At 65.0% G+C, this 18,620-nt stretch carries 18 protein-coding genes; 1 reads left to right on the top strand and 17 read right to left on the bottom strand.

What is annotated here, in order from left to right:
* Positions 1-3: 3 nt before the first annotated feature.
* The 17 genes from Q4F19_RS17220 to Q4F19_RS17140 form a co-directional block, all read right to left on the bottom strand.
* Positions 4-549 (bottom strand): phage baseplate assembly protein V, encoded by a 546-nt coding sequence (locus Q4F19_RS17220; protein WP_303545159.1) that lies wholly within the window; start codon positions 547-549, stop codon positions 4-6.
* A complete protein-coding gene (locus tag Q4F19_RS17215) occupies positions 533-1,672 on the bottom strand; it encodes a hypothetical protein (protein WP_303545157.1) in 1,140 nt (379 codons plus the stop codon). The genes Q4F19_RS17220 and Q4F19_RS17215 overlap by 17 nt, the downstream gene beginning before the upstream one ends.
* Before the next feature lie 9 nt (positions 1,673-1,681).
* Entirely contained in the window at positions 1,682-1,960 is a 279-nt protein-coding gene (locus Q4F19_RS17210; protein WP_303545154.1) for a hypothetical protein, read from the bottom strand.
* Positions 1,961-1,981: 21 nt separating this feature from the next.
* A complete protein-coding gene (locus Q4F19_RS17205) occupies positions 1,982-2,683 on the bottom strand; it encodes a hypothetical protein (protein ID WP_303545151.1) in 702 nt (233 codons plus the stop codon).
* A complete protein-coding gene (locus Q4F19_RS17200; RefSeq protein WP_303545148.1) occupies positions 2,676-2,912 on the bottom strand; it encodes a hypothetical protein in 237 nt (78 codons plus the stop codon). Before Q4F19_RS17200 ends, Q4F19_RS17205 begins: the two co-directional genes overlap by 8 nt.
* Complete coding sequence (locus Q4F19_RS17195; protein WP_303545145.1) at positions 2,905-4,905, bottom strand: ATP-binding protein; 2,001 nt, start codon at positions 4,903-4,905, stop codon at positions 2,905-2,907. Before Q4F19_RS17195 ends, Q4F19_RS17200 begins: the two co-directional genes overlap by 8 nt.
* On the bottom strand, positions 4,902-6,305 hold the full coding sequence (locus Q4F19_RS17190; protein ID WP_303545142.1) for a Pvc16 family protein: 1,404 nt from the start codon (positions 6,303-6,305) through the stop codon (positions 4,902-4,904). Before Q4F19_RS17190 ends, Q4F19_RS17195 begins: the two co-directional genes overlap by 4 nt.
* Positions 6,306-6,307: 2 nt before the next feature.
* The gene (locus Q4F19_RS17185; protein WP_303545139.1) at positions 6,308-6,841 is read right to left on the bottom strand and encodes a hypothetical protein; all 534 of its coding nucleotides are present in this window, start codon (positions 6,839-6,841) and stop codon (positions 6,308-6,310) included.
* 371 nt (positions 6,842-7,212) lie between these two features.
* The gene (locus Q4F19_RS17180; RefSeq protein ID WP_303545136.1) at positions 7,213-7,986 is read right to left on the bottom strand and encodes a hypothetical protein; all 774 of its coding nucleotides are present in this window, start codon (positions 7,984-7,986) and stop codon (positions 7,213-7,215) included.
* An 18-nt stretch (positions 7,987-8,004) separates the two neighbouring features.
* Positions 8,005-8,505: a phage tail protein gene (locus Q4F19_RS17175; protein WP_303545134.1), complete on the bottom strand. Its 501-nt coding sequence runs from the start codon at positions 8,503-8,505 to the stop codon at positions 8,005-8,007.
* A gap of 53 nt (positions 8,506-8,558) precedes the next feature.
* Positions 8,559-10,934 carry a phage tail sheath family protein gene (locus Q4F19_RS17170; protein ID WP_303545132.1) on the bottom strand — a complete coding sequence of 792 codons (2,376 nt, stop codon included), beginning with the start codon at positions 10,932-10,934 and terminating at the stop codon, positions 8,559-8,561.
* A gap of 48 nt (positions 10,935-10,982) precedes the next feature.
* Positions 10,983-11,243 (bottom strand): hypothetical protein, encoded by a 261-nt coding sequence (locus Q4F19_RS17165; RefSeq protein ID WP_303545129.1) that lies wholly within the window; start codon positions 11,241-11,243, stop codon positions 10,983-10,985.
* Positions 11,244-11,703: 460 nt separating this feature from the next.
* Positions 11,704-11,949 carry a DUF6894 family protein gene (locus tag Q4F19_RS17160; protein WP_303545126.1) on the bottom strand — a complete coding sequence of 82 codons (246 nt, stop codon included), beginning with the start codon at positions 11,947-11,949 and terminating at the stop codon, positions 11,704-11,706.
* A 593-nt stretch (positions 11,950-12,542) separates the two neighbouring features.
* Entirely contained in the window at positions 12,543-12,731 is a 189-nt protein-coding gene (locus Q4F19_RS17155; protein WP_303545123.1) for a hypothetical protein, read from the bottom strand.
* Between the two features lie 647 nt (positions 12,732-13,378).
* Positions 13,379-14,380 carry an SGNH/GDSL hydrolase family protein gene (locus tag Q4F19_RS17150; protein WP_303545121.1) on the bottom strand — a complete coding sequence of 334 codons (1,002 nt, stop codon included), beginning with the start codon at positions 14,378-14,380 and terminating at the stop codon, positions 13,379-13,381.
* An 864-nt stretch (positions 14,381-15,244) separates the two neighbouring features.
* Positions 15,245-15,589, bottom strand: coding sequence for a hypothetical protein (locus Q4F19_RS17145; RefSeq protein ID WP_303545119.1), 345 nt, complete (start codon positions 15,587-15,589; stop codon positions 15,245-15,247).
* Positions 15,590-15,732: 143 nt separating this feature from the next.
* The gene (locus Q4F19_RS17140; protein ID WP_303545117.1) at positions 15,733-17,193 is read right to left on the bottom strand and encodes a gluzincin family metallopeptidase; all 1,461 of its coding nucleotides are present in this window, start codon (positions 17,191-17,193) and stop codon (positions 15,733-15,735) included.
* A gap of 1,297 nt (positions 17,194-18,490) precedes the next feature.
* Between Q4F19_RS17140 and Q4F19_RS17135 the strand changes: the two genes are divergently transcribed.
* A complete protein-coding gene (locus tag Q4F19_RS17135) occupies positions 18,491-18,610 on the top strand; it encodes a benenodin family lasso peptide (protein ID WP_303545114.1) in 120 nt (39 codons plus the stop codon).
* Positions 18,611-18,620 lie beyond the last annotated feature (10 nt).

Raw genomic sequence — 18,620 nt, 5'->3', positions numbered from 1 at the left:
TTCTCAGACGACGGTGAATGCGCCATTGTTGACGTCGAAGCCGCTGGCCGAGACCGTGATCTGACTCGACATCGCTTTCTCCGTGACCGTGCTTGCGTCCGCGGTGATCTCGCTTGCGGTGAGCGTCAGGGTCGCGCCGCTGGTCTTGACGACGATCTCGCCCGCGTCGTCATCGATGCGGATCGAAACAGCGTCGGTGATCCAGAACTTGACCGACGGCGCGGCGTCGCCGGACGCGATCTCCCCGTCTGCCCAGAAGCAGCCGCTCCAAATCGGCAAGTCGAGATCGCCGCCCTCAAACTCCACCCAAACGCCCGCACCCACAGGAGGCATGGCGAAGAAGCCGACATTCGGTCCCGCATAAGGCGCGCACGGCAGCGCCCAAACGGGCTGCTCGGCGAGCAAGGCGGGAACGACGACCTGCACCCGCCCGCGCGAGACGGGATCGGCGTTGTCGACCACGCGTCCGCGATACTTGCCGAAGTGCCGGGCAGAGACCGCATCGAGAAAGGGGAGATCGTCGATCAGCACGTCAGCCCCCCAGCCCATTGCTCTCGAGCGCGAGGTCCATGAAATGCTCGGCGGCGTTGATGACGTGCGTGACCTGCTTAACCCGGAACGCGGCGGGGCCGAGCGCCGGCCCGACGCCGATCGCGCTCACAATGTCGTGGGGGCGCAATATGCCGCCCAGCATGTGCTTGGTGGTGCTCGCGGTGGCCTGGACGAAGAAGCCGGCTTCGGTCAGCGCCGCCTCGCCGCGCGCCTGGGTTTCCACCGGATCGCCGGCGCCCGCCATGCAAAGTTCCCGGCGAATCCCACCGATGTCGTGCAGACGCTTGGGCTGTTCGCCGGTGGGCGGCTGGGGATCGCTGACGTCGGTCGTGGCGGGGTTGACCTCGGCCGTCTGCATAGCGCCGGTGCGGTAGGCGCTGGGCCGGGCCGTGTCGGTGCTGACCTGGAAGGCTGTTACGTTCGGGCAGTCCTTGGGCGGCACGTTTACCTTGAGCGACAGCGACGTGGTGGGTGCGAGCGGAAGCGGAGCACCGACGGCGCCGGTGGCGCGGCTGGGGGACGAGGCGAGGTTCGCCGTTTCCGTCACCTGCAGCCCGCCCAGCGGAGACTGCTCGCCGACGTAACTGATCCAGAAGTGCAGGTTGTTGCGGCGGGCGATTTGCGTGAGGAAGGAGAGATCGGTGCTGCGCTGGTTGAGCGTGGTGTCGTTGGTCTCGTAGCTGCGCGACGTGTCCTCGACATTGGCGACATCGAAATTGGCCTGCAGGATCCCACGCGCTACGTCGGAGGCGCGACCGGTCCAGGCGGCCTGAACGCAGCTCCGGTCGAGCAGGTCGCGGCGATCGAGGCCGTGGACCTCGAACCACGAGCCCGGGCCGCCGACGGTCATCTGGCTGCGATGCTCGGTCACCGGCCCGCGCACCAACACGACGAGCGCCTGGTCGACCTGCACCGCAATGGTCATCAATGTCTCGGGCTTCAGCCGCGGGTCGCTCGCCCGACTGAGCTTGCCGTCCTCAATGTCGTCGGCAAAGCGGATGGCGAACTGAGCGGGGTCGTCAAGCGACTGCTCCACGCGCACTTCCGTCAGGCAGCCGGCAAGGGCTGCGTCGAGCGGCCGGTTGCCGTCTCCTGTGGTGATGATCGCGCCGAAGCCCATGGCGGCTGCTCAGCTCCTTCTCGGGATGCGGACGAGGCCCGTTTCGGCGATCGCGTCGGGGAGGAGTGCGTCATTATGCTCGGCCAGCTTCCAGAAGCCATTGGGATCGAGCAGGTAGAAAGCGGACAGGTGATCGAGCCGTTGTCCGTCGCGGCGGCGGTGGTCGCCGAGATGCACCTGGACCGGGCTCTCGGCAGGGGCGAGCGCGGTGACCGTCCGCCCACGCCGGTCCATCGTGAGATAGGTCGTCGCCTTTGCGTAGCGGCTCTTGGGGTCGAAAATCGCCATCTGTCCTGTCATCTCCCTGCGTCAGAAAGGCAGCATCGCCCGGATGGCGTCGACATTATTGGCGACATTGAGGAGCGCGTTGGCGTCCTCTTGCAGCCGGGTGAATTCGTAGGCCGCGACCGCGATCTTGCCGGCGATGTCCTGCTGGCAGCGGAAGCTGTCGGGCGTGAGCACCTCCAGGCTCATCGTCACGACCGCTCGAATCGGAAAATAGCTCGGCAAGTGCGCGTTCTCCTCGACCTGGAAGCTGGTCACCCGGACCGGCAGGATCAGGCGGGGACCCAACACCAAAAGGGTCGGTGCCACGGTGGGGCGGCGCGCCTCGTCCTCGCCGGCGCCGACCAGCGACTTGGCGCTGGCGATGAGGTCGCCGACCAGACCCTCCGATGCTTGCGTGAGCTTGCGGAGCGCGGCGAGGCGGGTCTCGATCCCGGTCACCACTGCGATCGGGTCGCCGTCCTCCAAGTCGTCGGTCGCGTCCAGCTCGATGCGGAAGCTGCCGAACGTCTCGGCGACGTCGAACGGCTGGACGGTGGGCGCTTGGCTGCCGCGCTGGGCTTGGTCGACCGCGAACGGATTCCAGGGGGTAAGCGTGCGGCTGATCGATTCCGGATTATATTGGAAGACGACGATGTTGGGGATAATGCCGACGATATCCGTCAGCAGCTGGACGAATGCCCCCTTCGCAATCTTGGGGCTGCGGCTGTAGCCGGTGTCAGCCACGGCGGCCTCCGCTGTCCAGAGCTGTCGACAGGGCAGCGGAATCGATGCCGCCGTCTCGGCCGATCGCTGACGCCGGCAGGCGCAGCGTCAGGCTTTCCCGGCTCGTGCCGAAGCGTGCCGCCAGCGCGGGCGCAACGGCGGCCGCAATCGCCGCGCCCCGCTCGGCGGTGATCCCGTAGCCGCGTACGGTGAGGCTGCCGATGCGCAAGGAGGGAGTCATGTCAGCCATGGCCAGACAGCCTCTGGCGTTCGCGCGGCGACAGCGAGCGGCCTTCCTTGGCGAGCTCGCGCCCGACGCCGATGACCAGGTCTGCGGCGCCTGCCTCGCCTCCGCGCCGCTTGGCTGCGAAATGCGCAGCGACCAGCGCGTTCTTGATCTGCGCGCCCGAGAGCTCGAGGTGATCGCCGAACGCGTCCAGCGTCGCGGCGGAAGCGAGCGGAATGCCACCCAGGATCGGGTGCGCGAGTTTGGCCCAGAGACGGCGCCGGTCGGCCGCCTCCGGGCGGGGAAAGTCATAGGCGTAGCTGATCCGGCGCAGGAACGCGGTGTCGATGTTCGCCTTGCGGTTGGTCGCCAGCACCGCGACGCCTTCGAACGCCTCTAGTTGCTGGAGCAGGTAATTGGTGTCGGTGTTTGCGTAGCGGTCGTGCGAGTCCTTCACTTCCGTCCGGTTGGCGAAGAGGGCGTCGGCTTCGTCGAAGAGCAGCACGGCATGAACGTCCGCGGCGCGCGTGAAGACGGTGCGGAGGTTCTTGGCCGTCTCGCCAATATATTTGCTCATCAGCGTGGCGAGATCGATGCGGTAGAGATCAACGCCCAAGTCGCGCGCGATGACCTGCGCCGCCATGGTCTTGCCGGTGCCGGGCGGACCGGAGAATAACGATACGAGCCCGCGCCCGGCCGGGAACAGGCGCTGCAGTTCGGCCGCATCCCAGAAAGCGGCACGCGTGCGGGCCTCAAAAGCAAGGTCGCGCAATCCTTCGAACAGGGTGCGGGGCAGAACGAGGTCGTCCCAGTCCAGCGTAGTGGGCAAGCGCTGCGCTAGGTCGCCCAATCGCTCGACCGACGCGTTGCGGAGAAAAGCCTCGGCTTCGGCCGGGCCGGCGAGGCGCGCGCGACCGAGCGCGGCAATGTCGCCGATGGCCAGGCCCGGGCGATCAGCGAGCCTCTGGCTATCGGCAGCGGACCAGGCAGCGCTTGCGGGCACCAGGCGGCCGACGAGGCGAAGACGCGTGTCGCGGCTGGGCGTGGGGAGGACCGCCTGCACGTCCACGACCCGCGGGTCTCGCAGTGCGGCCTCGCCCGGCGAAAGGCACACGGCCTGGATCGGCGCGAGGACCGAAACCGACGGGGCCTGCGACGGCGGACCGTGCCAGATCGGCATCGCGCCGGCCGCGACGGCATGGCGCTGGATCAACGTCCATGTGAGCGGCCAGGGCATGTCGTGCGGAATGCTCTCGATCACAAAGCCCGAGCGCCCCAACGCGCGCGCCGCAGCGGCAGCGAAGGTCGACCGCCCGCCGCCGCTCACGCCTTGGACGATCAGCCGCACGGGCAGCCCGGCCTCGCTCAGGGCGCGGACCCTGGCGACGGTTGCGTCGAGCGGCCAGTCGTCGAGCGGGGGGCAAGCTTCCGCCCCGCGCACATGCCCGACAAGCGCGCTATCGAACGGGAACACATTGTCGAGCCAGTGCGGCAGGACGGGATCAGCGCCGAGCGGCGGCGGTTCGGCGAGCGCGGCCTCACCGCGGATGAGAAGACGCCAGACCGTCGCCGGCCCGTCCGCGCGCAGCAAGGCGCGGTGGCCGTGATCGAACAGGCGGGCAACGAGCGGTTCCGTTGTCCAGGGACGGCCTTGGAGCTGATGGAAGAGCAGCAGCAGCGCGGGATCGAGCTGCGCGGCGAGCGCGGTCGCGAGCAGGTCGCGCTCGGCATCGACGATGCCGAACCGGCGGCAGATCTCGGCGAAGCGCCCGTCGGGAAGGGAGGCGAGCGCTGCATCGGCCTTCTCTACAGCGGCATCCAGCTTGCCCCTGGCATCATCGTCGTGCCGCCCCGCAGTCTCGGCCTTACGGTCGTCGCCCGCAGCAGCGCCGCCACGCGTTGCCACCCATGCGACCCGCTCCACGCGCCGCGCCACATGCGCGACGAGCAGCGCCGTTTCCGCCGCCGGCGCGGGTTCGGTGCCCTCGCGCAGCGTCCGGAGGGAGGCCGCGATCACGTCTCGATCCAGAAAGGCTGGCTCTCGGCGCCCTCGACGATCACGCGGATCGGGTAGGTGCCGGAGACGGTCGGATCGAATACGGAGCGAAATTCGAGCCTGTCGTCGACCGGCTGGAAATCGCCAATGTCGAAGGTCGCCGTCGCGTCCGATGGGTCGTGCCGCAGGTAGTTCTGCCCGTTTGCGACGAACAGGATGTCGAGCGGGCCAGGCGATCCGGGGTCGGTCGGGGTCAGGTCGGTCGAGGGATCGAGATCGACACGGATGCGGTGGGCACCCGCGTCGATGACGACCGCGCCGATGACGCGCGGGATGACCAGGAATCCCGTTGGGTTGGAGACGTCGGTGATCTCCTTCAGCTGGCCGGCAACGACCTGGCTGTCCTTCACCACTTCGATGGTGGCAGTGTAGAGGCCGGGCTCGACGGGCAGCACCACCGGCGGTCCGGATGGCTGGGCGACGGTGAGCGTCGTGCCAAGCGTCAGTTCGGTCTGGGCGCTGCCTTCCACGATCGTCCAGCCGGCGGCCACGTTGGCGGGGAGCAACGGATCGATGCGGACCCGCTCCACTCCGCCCAGCCGCTGCTTCCAGCGCGCGTTGCCGAGAAAGAAGCGGCGTGCTTGGCCGATCGCGAGGTTGCCGCCGACGAGCGTCAGTCGGCTGCTTTCGGGCAAAGCGACGATCGGCGGGCCAACACGGGCGGGCGACGCTTCGATCATCTGGGTGCCGCCGCCTGCAACCGCGGGCAAGGTAAAGCTCATTCGGCTGCGGCTGCCGGCGAGTTGAGGCGACAGGATGTTGACGATGTAAGTGCCCAGCGTCAGCACGATGCCGGGCAGGCGACGCGGCGGCTCCGGCTCGAGCAGCGCGTAGTGGACCTCGTAATATGCGGCGAGCCGGGTGGTCATCTGGTCCTCAGCTGCCCAGAAGGCGAGCGATTCCTCGGCTGTCACCGGGCGCAGGCTGATCTCCAGAGCATTGTCGCGGTCGCGCAGATCGACGTCGAGGACGGGCGTGCCGTTGATCCGGGTGCTGTCCGAGATGCGCGAGAAATCGTGAAAGGTCTTCAGGCCATAGCCCATCAGCCGCTGCTGCATGACGCTGTCGAATACCGAGTCGACCTCGTGATGCGCGGTCATGATGTAGAAGAGAATCACCGACATGGGCTTGGTCGAGGCCGGATTGTCGTCGCTCAGGTTCCCGGGAAGGTTGAGGTAATGGGGATCCTCGGCGACGTGATAGAGGTACAGATTGAGCGTGTTGGTCGCGTCACTGACCCGCTCGGGCGGGAGCGTGGTGACGGCCAATGTCGTGAGCGTCGGGTCGAGTCGCTGGGTGATGTTGAGCCGCAACGTGTCGGCCAGCGACGCGGTGACGCGCGAGAGGTCCATCAGCGGCATGGCTACAGATGCCTCAGCGCGATGAGGCGACGTGCGGCGCGCGCTTGGCCAAGCGGGCCGATGACCGAGGCAGAAGCAGCGGTGAGCGGGCGGACGGAGGACGATGTGGTGTGGCGGTCGTCGACGATCTCGACCGTGACGTGCCCGATGGTGACGCTGGTCGCGGCCGGAGGAGGGACGGCGATCGGCGGGGCGGCGTCATTGACCGGCGGCGGCAGATCGGACTTCGCCCGCGGCGACAATTCCACCGGCGAACGGCCTGGGGCGAAAAAGTGTGGGTTAAGGTCAGTCGGGATCGTATCGACAGGCACCGGATCGCCTGGACGCGCATCCTCTGCCGGTGCGCGGCGTCGGGCGTCCGGCTCCAGCGCTGGCGACGCTTCGATCGCTCGTCGGCTGGCGGCCCGTGCGGCTGGCTTGGCCATGGCGATGCGCGGTTCGGCGGTCGGGGGCAGCGGTTCGATGGTATCGGGTTTAATTCCCGCTTTGGATTGCGTCGGCGGGGATGGTGGCGCCACCAACGTCGGCACAGACAAAAATGCCTCCTCGGCGCGCGTTACGATGGGAATCGCTGGGGGAGTCGCTGGGTCCGCACTGTGGCGGACCGGCTCCGACCGTGTCGGCGGCAGCGGCTGAACGGCCAGAGGAGGCGTCTGCCTCAGCGGGGCGCGCGTGGGGTCATGAAGGGGAGCCTCGGAGCGATGCGGCGCCGTGGTTTCGGCCCCCGTATCCAACGACTCCAGCGGACCAACGCCCGGCGGGTGCGACATGTGATCGGTGAACGCGAGAAGCTGGTCCTGCTCAAACACGGGCGAGGAGCTGCGGACGACAGGGGCGAGGCCGACCGCCTCGGACCGTGCCGGTGCCGCGGTGTCCAGGAGACGCTGGAGGTAAGCCGCCATCGCCGCTACCCGACGAGGGACAGGTGCCGTCGCGCGGGCGCGGCCTCGGCGTTAATCAGGCGCACAAACGCCTGCCGCTCGGGTCGCGGCAGCGTCATGATCTCCGTGCAACTCCACCCGTAAGCGCGGGCAAGGCGGTGCGCCTCCGCCAGCAGACAGCGCCGCTCGTTGGCGATGCAGCGTAGGAGGTAGGCACCGATCTCGAACCGCACCGGCGACGTCGTGCCGCAGCGCGGGCACAGCGCGTCGATGTCCACATCGAGCGGGGGCCCGAGCGCCGCCATCGCTTGCTCGAGCTCGTCCTCCCGACTTTGGACGATGCCATCGACGATGCAGGCAGCGAGCAGGTCATGCTGGGTGCTTGCGGCGGCAAGATCGGCTGTGCTCGGTAACCGCCAGACGCATTCGCCCAGCCGGTAGCGGCCAAGTCGGTCCGGGCCCTCCACGCCGTCGGGCCGCCGGGCCGAACGCCCATCGAGCACCGCGGCCATGGCAAAGCGCAGCTCGAAGGGCGTGGCGCAGCCAGAGCAAATTGCGTCCGCCTCGATGTCCTCGCCGAACAGCTCGCGGTACAGCGCTGCGAGCAGCCGGTCCCGGTCGGCGACAGGAAGACGTGCGGCGGATCCTGGCGGAAGTCCGCCCGCGGCGTCTGCGACCAGTAGCCGGTCGATGAGCGCGACCGTGCCCTCGTCCGCGGCCAGCTCGTCGGCACCCGACATCGTCCGCAGGCGGGCCGTCCGGATGCCGTCGAGGCCAGGATCGAGAAGGACGTGGAGCATCGCCAGCGTTCCCCACGATCAGGTTTCGGCTTGCTCGACCACCGCGGGATCGAGCTCCCACCCCTCATTCTGCAAGGTCAGCGACTGGATCGCGATCGCGTTGGCGTTGGCGTCCAGGTCGGGCAGCGCGGTGATGGACGACGGCCAGCAGCGGAAGACGCGATAGGAGCGGACAACGACGCCCTGCAGGTTCTTCAGGTTGATCGTGAGATCCTTGCGGAAATTCTTGAGCGATACCGCGCCGTCTCCTTCGGTGCTGTAGACGAGGTTGGCCCAAGCCAGAAATTCGGGGTCGAAGGTCACGCCGCGCTCGAGCACGATCGCTTCGAAGGCGGTACGCCCCGGGCTGTGCCGACCGGTGCTGAGGTCGTTGCCCTCACGGTGGGTCACGACCTCCGTCGTGCGCTTGAGCGCGCCGACTTTACTGATGCCCGCAACGATCTTCTGGTCCCAGAGAACGTGGAACTTGAAGTTTCGATACGGATCGATCCGCGTGGCGTTGACGGTGAACTGCGCCATGCCTTTGCCCTTCCTGTCTCACGTAGCTTCGGTTGCGTCTTTCCCGCCTCGCGTCAGGTCTGCACCTGACCCGCGAGCTGGCGAATGGTGACGACGACGAACTCGGCGGGCTTCAGCGGCGCGAAACCGACGATCACGTTGACGATGCCGAGATTGATGTCGTTCTGCGTGGTCGTCTCGGCGTCGCATTTGACGAAATAGGCGTCAGACGCCTTCTGCCCCTGGAAGGCGCCGCGGCGGAACAAGTTGTTCATGAACGCGCCCGCCGTCAGGCGGATCTGCGCCCAGAGCGGCTCGTCATTCGGTTCGAACACCGCGAACTGGAGCCCTCGGTAAAGGCTTTCCTCGAGGAACAGCGCGAAGCGGCGGACCGGCACATATTTGTAGTCGTTCTCGCCCGAATTGTCGAAGCCGGCGAGCGTGCGCGATCCCCAGATGACAATGCCGTTGGGAAACTGCCGGACGACGTTAATCGCCTGCGGGTTGAGCAAGCCGTTCTCCGCGTCGGCGATGCGCCGCTCGACACCGCGGACACCGATCACCGATGCTTCCAGCCCGGCCGGCGCCTTCCACACGCCGCGCGAGCCGTCGATGCGCGCCGCCACGCCCGCGACCGATCCGGCGGGATCGATCGTCCGCAGCGGTCCGCCGAGCGGGTCCGGGATGCGCAGGCGCGGCCAGACCACCATGGCATGGTCGCCGACCACGCCGATGCGGACGTTGGCGATGCCGGTCGGCCCCGATGTGGCGCTCTGCGCGGTCGTCCAGGCGTCGGGCGGGTCGATGATGAGGAAAGCGCGCTCAGTCAGACAGAAGGCGCTCGCCGGCCCCCAGAGCTGGGCGCGCTGCGCGTCGGTCTGGCCGTTGCCCGATCCGTCGTTCAGCACGCGCGGCAGCATCAGGAGGTTGAAGATGTCGATTTCGCGCGAGGCGATCACATAAGCGGCAGAATAGTCTGCTGGAGTCGGCAAGTTGCCGTCCGCACCTGCGGCGACGCCGACGACATAATTTGACGGGCTGGCGAAAGCGCCGAGCGGCGCGCGGCGAACGTTGGGATCGCGGCCGAGATATCCGCTACCAGCGTTGCCGATGTCGTAAGTGCCGGTGGTGGATGGGGTCAGAGTCTCCTGCTCGGCGAACCCGGGATAGGTTGGGTTGAGGACGAGCCGATAGCCCTGCACGGCCGGCACGTAATGAGGCCCTGCAAGCGCAACCTGCGCCGCCAAGAGCTCAAGCGCGCCGCGCGCGTTGCGGAGGCTTGTGCCAGCCGCAGGCGTGGTCTCCCAGAATGTCGGCCGGGTGAAGCCGGTGATCGTAGCGGTATCGCTGCGCGAGCCTGTGGCCAGGGTCAAATCGGGAAGGTCGCCCGGGTCGGCGCGGAGGAAGCCGGAAAGCCGGTCGAGCCAGGTCCCGCTGGTGGAGTCGAGGCTGCCGAGGCTGCCGAAGACCCCGGTCGGCGCCGGGCGGCGGGCCGCGTGGCCGTCGACTTCCAGTCCGTCGTTGCTGGTGCCGAGGTTCATGGGGCCCGCAAGGTCGTTGCTGGCGCCTGCCTGGACGCGGACGCGGCCGCCGGCCGCGTTGCTGCGGATCAGCAGCACTTCCTCCGTGCCTCCGGGCACTGGCTCGGCCTGGACGGTGACGGTGCCTCCGCCGACGGCCGACGACGCGGTGTTAATGGCGTCTTGGAGGTCGCTGAGCGCGGCCAGCGGTCCGGTGACGGTCACCGGCGCAAAGGGGCCGTTGTCGACACTGACCTGCATGCTGCCGGCGGCGCCGCCCAGTTCCGCATTGAGCGCCGCCAGGATACCGGGCGCGCTCTCCGCGCGCCCGCTCATCGAATAGCCTTCAAACGGAGCTGGGGCGGTGGGCTGGACCTCTGCGCGGATCAGGCGCGATCCTTGCGCGACCGCTGTCTCGACGAAGCGCGGTTCCGCCGAATTCATCGACAGGTTGCCAATCGTCTCAGTATCGACCAGCAAGGTCGCCCCCGACGAGGTGATCGTCTCGCGCGAGACGACGAGGTTGAAGCTGCTCTCCGGCTGGGCGGTGGCGTAATTGACCTCGACGCGGATGCTGTCGCCGATCCGGCCGGCCTCCGCGGCGGTGATGCGCAGGACGACCGCGCCGTCCTCGTTCTGGAAGTCGGCAGCGGCGGGCTGCTCGCCGGACGCGATGCGGATGATATAGGCCTGAGACCCGCCGTTCAGGAAAAATTGCCTGACCTGATCGGTCGTCTCACTGACCGTCGTGTCTGAACCGTAGGTTCGCTCGTAATCGGCATAGCTGAGCAGACTGACAGCGGTATCCATTGGGCCGCGACCGGCCATGCCGATGAACAGGGCCACGGACGTCGAGACGCCGGTGATCGTGCGGACTCCGGACGGCTCTTCCTGGATGTAGACACCCGGATAGCTCACCTGAACGGGCATGGCGTGCCCCCTTTGCTGGGCAGGTTGCGGACGATGACGAGAGTGGCTTCACTCCCGTGCGAAAGGATGCGCGGACGGATTGAGCGCAAACACGAACGTGCCGTTGACCAAGCGGGTAGCGACGAGCTGGCCGTCTGCGACCATGCGCCACAGCGTCTGCGTGATTTCGGGCAGCGGACAACCGCTAAGCGGCGCGGGCAGCCACCACTCCTGGACTCCGCGCGGCGTGTCGCTGGCGTCCGGAAAACGCCGCAAGTGGCTCCGGATCGCCTCGACCACCGCTTGATTGGCGGGCTCAACCTCACGCACGCTCCCTCGGCTACAATAGGGTCGGACAGCAGAGGAGCAAGAGCCGCGCCATTTGACCAAGCCCTTTGAATCGTTGATCAAAAGACCCGGATCGCGACCTCGGGTGGGGCGTTGCTGCCCCGGCGCGCAGCGCGCAAGGGGCGCGGAGCAAGGCGCCCTAGGGTGCGAATGCCCCATACAGGGTATAGATCCCCTTCAGACACTCAGAGCGTCCCCATTTTATCGTGCTATTCGCCGGCAGGGCTTATCAAAAGATCCGTTTCAACCCTGCCCATCGCATCGGATATAAGTCTCGCTCCATCGGTCTCGAACAAGCATCACGCCTGCGCCCGCATCGCGACCAAGCTGGGAAGGCCATACGAGCTTATCTTGGTCGCGGAAGTCGTGGGGTAGTTATTCGCAACACCCTCGAGGACGGCGACGACCAATGCGTCGGCATAGTCTTAAACCGAGACAAAGCTCAGCCAACCAGCCCGCCGTCGAACGGCGACTTTCCTACCTCGAGAGACGTAACCAAGCGGTAGCGCGCAACAAGTTCGCCTGCGGCGCTTTCGACGCTGATCGTAAGATGAATCGGGCTCCGCCCCTGCTTCAGCTCGTCCGAAGTGATATCCGCTATCGCCAGTCTGGCATAGCGATCCGCCGCGTCCGGCCCATCCAAGTCAACGCCAACCTCATCCTCCTGATAGGAGGTGTCATTGAGCACGTGAAAGCGATATATTGGCATCGGCTTAGGCTACAGATATTTCATTACACCACAATAACCCAGATAAAGTGTCTCTCACCGTATCGCGCTTGAGGAAGATGCTTTGCAGAATGGGGCGTTATCGGACGGCCATTGCAATTGTTTCCCTGGCCGCATCGGCAGGAAGACTTTAGACACGCATATGAGGGCGGCGTGTCCGGCTCATCAGCCTATGCCACGAACGTTTCCGCGGAAACGCGCGTGCGAGATCGGCAACCAGATGGTCCTAGAGCGCCGAAACGGTGGGCACTCCCTGGCGTGGCTCAGCGGCGCACGTTCTGGCTGCCCAAGCCTTAAAAAGAAGATCAGCAGCGAAACCTAATATTGGGGATTGGATCCATCGATAGGATCAATGCTTGGCCGTCATCGACGCCGACCTTAATGGCCGACCGAGCAAATACGGACTGCAGAGCCCGAGCCCAGTCTCGACTTGCGTAACAGCAACCAGCCGACCTCATCGAGAGCGCGCTGGCTGGCGTCTCGCAACGCGCCGCTTTCCCCCTCTGAAAGCCGGAGCCGCAGAGCGGCCCCGGTATTTCAGGTCATAGCCAAGTTCAACGGTTGGGGGCGTCGCCGCCTTGCTGACCTTGCTGCTTGTCGCGATTGCCCGCGTCCGTCTTCTTTGGATCGCGCTCGCTCTGATCGCGATTCTGCTGATTTTGCTGGCGATCGGCCTGTTGGTTACGGTCTTGTTGCTGGCCGGAACCCTTGGTCCCGCCTTGATCTCCGCTACTATTCGGCATGATCCACTCCTGTTTATCCTGCCCCCTTAAGGGGTATCTCGAAAAATATCCTGAATGGTCGATCGGTTCCAGAGGGGGTTTAACAGAAAGACTCCGTCAAACCTGCATTTTTGATCAACGCCGTCTCTCAGTAATAAATGACGTCACTCTCACTAATTCTTTACGCTGGTGATATGCCGCCATTTTCTCCCGATTACCGGCAATAATTCAATTGGTCGCCGCCGCCCACGCAAAGGCGGGGCCCGATTATGCCTCGTTCATCGGTTGGCCTGCGCCTCCAAGTCTCTCCGCATAGATTACGAGTCTAACGCGGTCCGTCCGGTCGCAACTTCGTCGGTCAATGCCAGTCGCGTGCAGCGCTCGCCCCGGCGCGTCGAAAGTCACAGCGTCGTCGAGGCGCCGCCAGCAACGCGGGTGGTCGACGAAGACGTCGAGCAGCTTGCTTCGCATACGCTGCCGGCTGAATAGGGCCCGAGCGCGCGACACGGACTTTTGCATCGACCATCTGATACTAAACCCTGCCGACGGATCGCCTCGTGAGTGCGATCGTCGATCGCGAGACGTGCGCTAGGGAGAAGGCCAGAGAGCACGCGCCGACTGGTCGGCGCTGCGCTGGTCGGCATCACCCGCAGCGACGGGGCTTGTGGTTAGCCGAGCGCGATTACCGATCCGCGCTGGCGCAGCACGAAGCCGACCACGCCGAAGCCGAGGATCATCGTCATCCACGTCGCCGGTTCGGGGACCGCACCCAGTTCCGCGATGATTGCGTTGGCGATCGCTTGGTGGACCTGCGTGGTGGGATGAACGGGATCGAAATAGAGTGAGTTGGTGCAATTGGCGGTCTGCGGAGAGCCGCCACCCACGATCTGGCAGGGCGCGGTCGAATCAAGCGTGGAAGGCAGGCCGAAGACGGTCGGGTCGGCCAGCAGCGCATGTTCGTAGGCGAACAGATCGAAGAAGGTCACGTTCGCGCCCGGCAGTACCGCGAGGCCGCCGCTCTTCGCCTCGAACAGCGCGCTGATGTCCTCGGAGCGAGCCGTCAGTTCGGCCAGCCGATCCGGGATCGCCCCCGCCGTGGCGATCGAGATCGGCAAAAGCCCTATGTCGGGCGATCCAGTGATCACGAAATTGCGCGCACCGAGCCCATAGAGCGCCGCCAGCCCGGTCGCGAAATCGTCGCCAGACATTTTGAAGTCGACCGGTCCCGCGGTCCCGATCGTGTTGCGCACGTCGTTGCCGCCGAACGTGACGAGCACCAACGCATCGTTGGATATCGACGGCGCGACGAAATTGGTGAGATAGGCGATCTGCTCCAGAAAGCTGATATTCTGGTCGAGCGGATCGCTGAATTGCGCGGTCGATCCGCCGACCGCTACGCCGGTCCCGCCTAAAAACGCAGGTTGCAGCGCGGGCGCGCCAACGGCCTGAGCGAGATAATCCGCGAAATTTAAACCGTTGGTGAAGCGAAGGTCGGAATAACCGTTAACGGGGTTCGCCTGGGTGCCGTTCGAGCCGTAAAAGGCATTGCCGACATCGACGAGGCTGTCGCCGAACACGTAGAGGCCGGGATAGCTCGCTGCCGATGCGGGTGAGACGGATCCTGCGGCCAGCAGGACGAAGCAGGCAATATTGCGCAACAAAGCGACCATGGCTGACCTCCGTGTCGACGGTTAGCTATACTATATCCTAGCCGAAGGATTCGGCAATCCATCCGTCATGTAACGGATCGGTAAACGAGCTCAGCGGCATGACTATGATGGGGGGCGGCGCGTACCGCGCCCATGCACGATCAGCGTGTGTGTCGGCTCGAGGATAGCTGAGTTCCCGCGGTCGTTAAGTCTGGGTCCGCGTGAAGTTGGGAGTTCCGGTATTTGATTGCGAAACCGGAAACGAGAATTCGTTTTGTTGGACGAGCTGATAAGCACAACATGCGCGCCGTGCGCATTGGCGCCTCGGCCTTTCCTCATGGCAGGCTCTGAAGAAAAAACCATGTCCACCGGCGCGATGCTCTTATCCTGTCGGCGGCGAGTCCCCGATGCTGACCGCTTCAGTCGGCTTCCAGACACATCGAACAAAGGCGGCGACACGGATCGCAGTCCGGCCGTTGCCGCGGTCCGACATTCGGCAGCGTCGTCGCCGACGAGCAGGCATGCATTCTCTTGGCCGCCATAGCCTGCGCGCGCTGCCGCCAGCCGCAGGATCTCCGGCGTCTCCTTGGTGTGCCCAACATCCTTGCTGTCTTGCTGTCGATCAGCAGATCGGGCTGGAAGAAGTCTTTGATGCCCGGTTCGATGAGGAGCGGGGTGACAACCGAACCCGGAACGTCGCCAGCGTTTCAGATGATCCCCGGCCGGGCGCCGCTGCGATACGCCCCCTCCAGCATCGCGACCGTCCAGGAAAGGAGCGCGAACCCTTTGATCGAACTCGGCGTATCGCCGGGAATCGCGGTCGCCACGTGGCGGCGATATCGAAAAAAGACGACCCTGGCTCGGATCGTCGTTGGCATCGGGCTGTCAGGCGCTGCCGCCCGACAGCGCCAACAACGGCGCGAGCAGCAGCGGCACGTCGGTCTGGCCAGTCAGGCCTGATGTTGCCTCCGGTCCTGGCAGTGAGAAGCTTTGGATTGCGCCGCCCGCGCCGACGATCTCGACGCGAAAGCCGGCAAGATCGGCGCCGATTACCGGCGCGGCTGCCTTTGTCTGCGCCGCCGCGGTCAGCCGACGGCACGCATCGTCCATCGCCGCGCGGCCCGCTGCGTCGAGATGCGTCCGGTCGAGATCGATCAGCGGCGGCATGGCGACGGTGCCGGCGTAGCCGCCAACCTGCATTACCTTCAGTCTGCTGCAGCCCTCGGTCATGTTGTCCTCACTTGCGGCCTCGACCGTGATCGCAGTGGGCGGCGCGGCAGCGCTCGGCCACCGCGCGCCCGGCCCTGAATCCGATTACCCAAATACTGACCGATGCGCGGGCCCCTGCGCAAGCGCGGCGCGCGCTCGGCCGCTCATTCGGCCGCCTCGGCATGATCGAACTGCTGATGCGGATCGTCCTCACCGCCGATCCCGCCCTGGAGTTCATCCAGTTCCTCCTGAAGGTATCGCTCGTCGAACTGATGTTCGCGCAACCGCATCGTGCCACAGCAACCCGAACGGTCCTGGAGACCATTCTCTTTGACCGTCAGAAACGGATGGTCGACCGCTTCGAAGACATCGTCGTCGCTCACGTCCTGTGTCAGCGGGGTCGGGGAAACCACCACTTCGCGCGCGGTAAACTGGTTGCGGATCGCGTTGCGATAGCCGACCGGCTTCCCGTCCGCGGCCGCGATCACCAGCATCTGGTTGACGACATTGGCGAAGGTCGCGTTCGTTGCCGGCGCGGCGTGGATCGCCCGCAGCACCAGGCGGAACACATATTGGGCGCATTTGACCAGCGTGAGCGCCTCGTCTTCGCCGGTTACGCCAAGGTTGCGCTCAAGCAGGAAGATGTCGGCGAGTATGTCGTAAATTCCCCCGGTGAACACTTGGCTCAAATCGTGGACCTCGCTCGTCACCTGGCTTAGTTTCTTGTCATTATCGGCATTGCGCAGCCCATTGTCGCGGCCGAGCGCGAGCCCGAACTGCTCGGCCAAGTCAGACAGAAAATTCTTGTTGTGGAGATTGCCTTTGGTCTGGACGATCAAGGCCTCGGCCTGGTCGAGCTGCGAGAGCGCGAGGAAGATCGCGACCAGATCGCCGAACGATTCGTGCAGCGCGCCGGTCTGCGGGTTGCCGGTGCCGCTGAGCCAACCGGGCTTGAGCGAATCGAGTACGGCGTGACCGCATTCGTGTGCGACGATGTCGAGCGAGCGGCAGGTGAAAATCACTGGCGCCGGCGTCGGCGCGCCCGGCTTGTTAAAAAAGAAGAATTTCAGCGCTTTTTCGTTGCGACTGTAGAATGCGTTCATTGTCACGCCGGCGTGCGGGAAGACCTTGATCGGATCGGTGTTGGCGCCGCTGTTCCACTGCCACTTGATCACTGCGCCGACCGCGCGCTGGCACATCGTCAGCGCGAGATGAACGATCGAGAAGGTATGGACCGCATCGAACGCCGCGGTGTCGGGCGCCTGAACGAAATCGTTCATGCTATTCGGGGCGACCGGCGGCACGCCCGCGAGATGGATCCTGTTGTTGCTCGGACCAATCCCAAACAGTCCGCGCAGCAATACTCGGCGCAACCCAATCTCTGTAACGCTCGGATCCTGCTTGTAGATCAAGGCGCGCGATCCGAATGCGATCGGCAACGGCGGTATGGGGATCGGGATCGCCGGACCGGCGGCGGATTTATCGTCGGTCGAACGGACCAGCTTGAGCGCGGGCCGGATGAGCTGGCGCGCGGCACTGCGATTGGCGGATGCGGCATTGAATTCGCGCGTCGGCGTAGGCACGAACGCGGCCGGCAGCACAGGGTCTTCGATCATGTCGGTCATGACTGCAAACTCCCTAAAGCGGTTGGAAGGCGTTCAGACATGCTCCGACGGCACGGCCATCCAGGCCGGCTCAGCACCGGCGGAGCAAGCGACCATAAGATTCACGCGGAAAGAATTCGACTCGGCACTTCCCCCGGAATCGGGTCAATTTACCATAAGCGCTATGGGCGTGATACACCTTTGAAGTATATTCACCTATTTCACGGGATAGCGCGTGTTGTTATGCTGCCGTGCAGCATTGCGAATTGATGATGTCGTGGGAATGTACAGGCGCTGCTCCCACTGCTTGAGGCAGTAGTCTTTAGATTCGTCATTGGCGCCTTTATCCCTGACAGGGCGCGGAGGCTTTTTTGGTTGGTTTTCGCGAAAAACGTACCCGGTGCTCGATGGCGTAGAATTTCATGCGGATGCGCATCGGCATAAGCGACGATCCAGCCGGGCAGTCGCTCAATCAGGATGCGGGCATTTGGCCTCGGATTGACCCGGCCATATTCGCCTTCGAGGGCAGGAACGAACGCGATCCCAAAGGGAACGTGCCATCGTCGCGCTGGCGAACAAGATCATACGCATCAGCAGGGCGTTGTTGCCCCGGTAGCAGCAATATCAGCCACCCGTGCCGATCCTGACTGACGTTTCCCCTGGTGGATTGATCCTGCGATGTGGTGGTACGACCGGCCATCACGCTTGGAAACTGAGCCCTGTTTTCAAAGGTGAATGCTGGCGTCCTAACAAACTTTGGGGCGCTTTTTGGTCGAGCGCGTTTATGGCTCAAGAAAGAATGAAGGGTCGGCCGTGTGAAGCTCGATGGGTCGCTGCAAACCAATCTCGAGGGGGCGCTTCAGAGCGCTCGGCGGCACCGAGGCCGGCCGGTATATCCACAGACCGTCGCGCATTGGACGGACCTCCTGGCATATGCGTGGCGCGAGATCGCGGTGACACCGGCACCGACCGCCGCGATACTAACCCGGCTTGCCACGGAGCTTGAGGCCGAACTGGAGAGTCGCGGAGTCACGAAGCAGACGTAGCGCCCGCAGAATCTATCTCCGGTCAAAAGCGACGCTTGCCGGCGCGGGCGTCGTCGAATGACCACCGCGAGACGAGAGCCGTGGTTGGGCCAATATCGATTGCTTGTCTGTCCGCTCGTAATGAGGCGCGCAGACTAAGCGGCAGCCACTCGATTGGCCGGCCTCGCCGGCGATACAATCCCAATATAATCAGCATATTAAATTCGGATATGAGACGTCCTGACATAGCTTCGGGCAGCCGTAATCAAGCGGCATCTCGAAAGGAAACTGTCATGGATCGCGACGATTCAATCATCGATCTTGGCGCCGCCAGTGTGGCGACCAAGGGTCCCGTCGGCATCAGCAAGGACGATGCTCTCGGTCAGAATGGCCCCGGTCTTTCTGACGACTAATCAGGTGGCG

Origin of the sequence: Sphingomonas natans, assembly GCF_030546695.1 — a bacterium.
In the GTDB taxonomy this organism is placed as follows: Bacteria; Pseudomonadota; Alphaproteobacteria; order Sphingomonadales; family Sphingomonadaceae; genus Sphingomonas_I; species Sphingomonas_I natans.
Note: the sequence above shows the minus strand (reverse complement) of the source record. Positions and strands in the feature narration are given on the sequence as shown.

What these genes read in the sequence shown, in the direction of transcription:
- Q4F19_RS17220 (WP_303545159.1), bottom strand. Translation starts at nt 549, where the DNA reads ATGGGCTGGGGGGCTGACGTGCTGATCGACGATCTCCCCTTTCTCGAT.
- Q4F19_RS17215 (WP_303545157.1), bottom strand. Translation starts at nt 1,672, where the DNA reads ATGGGCTTCGGCGCGATCATCACCACAGGAGACGGCAACCGGCCGCTC.
- Q4F19_RS17210 (WP_303545154.1), bottom strand. Translation starts at nt 1,960, where the DNA reads ATGGCGATTTTCGACCCCAAGAGCCGCTACGCAAAGGCGACGACCTAT.
- Q4F19_RS17200 (WP_303545148.1), bottom strand. Translation starts at nt 2,912, where the DNA reads ATGGCTGACATGACTCCCTCCTTGCGCATCGGCAGCCTCACCGTACGC.
- Q4F19_RS17190 (WP_303545142.1), bottom strand. Translation starts at nt 6,305, where the DNA reads ATGCCGCTGATGGACCTCTCGCGCGTCACCGCGTCGCTGGCCGACACG.
- Q4F19_RS17180 (WP_303545136.1), bottom strand. Translation starts at nt 7,986, where the DNA reads ATGCTCCACGTCCTTCTCGATCCTGGCCTCGACGGCATCCGGACGGCC.
- Q4F19_RS17175 (WP_303545134.1), bottom strand. Translation starts at nt 8,505, where the DNA reads ATGGCGCAGTTCACCGTCAACGCCACGCGGATCGATCCGTATCGAAAC.
- Q4F19_RS17170 (WP_303545132.1), bottom strand. Translation starts at nt 10,934, where the DNA reads ATGCCCGTTCAGGTGAGCTATCCGGGTGTCTACATCCAGGAAGAGCCG.
- Q4F19_RS17155 (WP_303545123.1), bottom strand. Translation starts at nt 12,731, where the DNA reads ATGCCGAATAGTAGCGGAGATCAAGGCGGGACCAAGGGTTCCGGCCAG.
- Q4F19_RS17150 (WP_303545121.1), bottom strand. Translation starts at nt 14,380, where the DNA reads ATGGTCGCTTTGTTGCGCAATATTGCCTGCTTCGTCCTGCTGGCCGCA.
- Q4F19_RS17145 (WP_303545119.1), bottom strand. Translation starts at nt 15,589, where the DNA reads ATGACCGAGGGCTGCAGCAGACTGAAGGTAATGCAGGTTGGCGGCTAC.
- Q4F19_RS17140 (WP_303545117.1), bottom strand. Translation starts at nt 17,193, where the DNA reads ATGACCGACATGATCGAAGACCCTGTGCTGCCGGCCGCGTTCGTGCCT.
- Q4F19_RS17135 (WP_303545114.1), top strand. Translation starts at nt 18,491, where the DNA reads ATGGATCGCGACGATTCAATCATCGATCTTGGCGCCGCCAGTGTGGCG.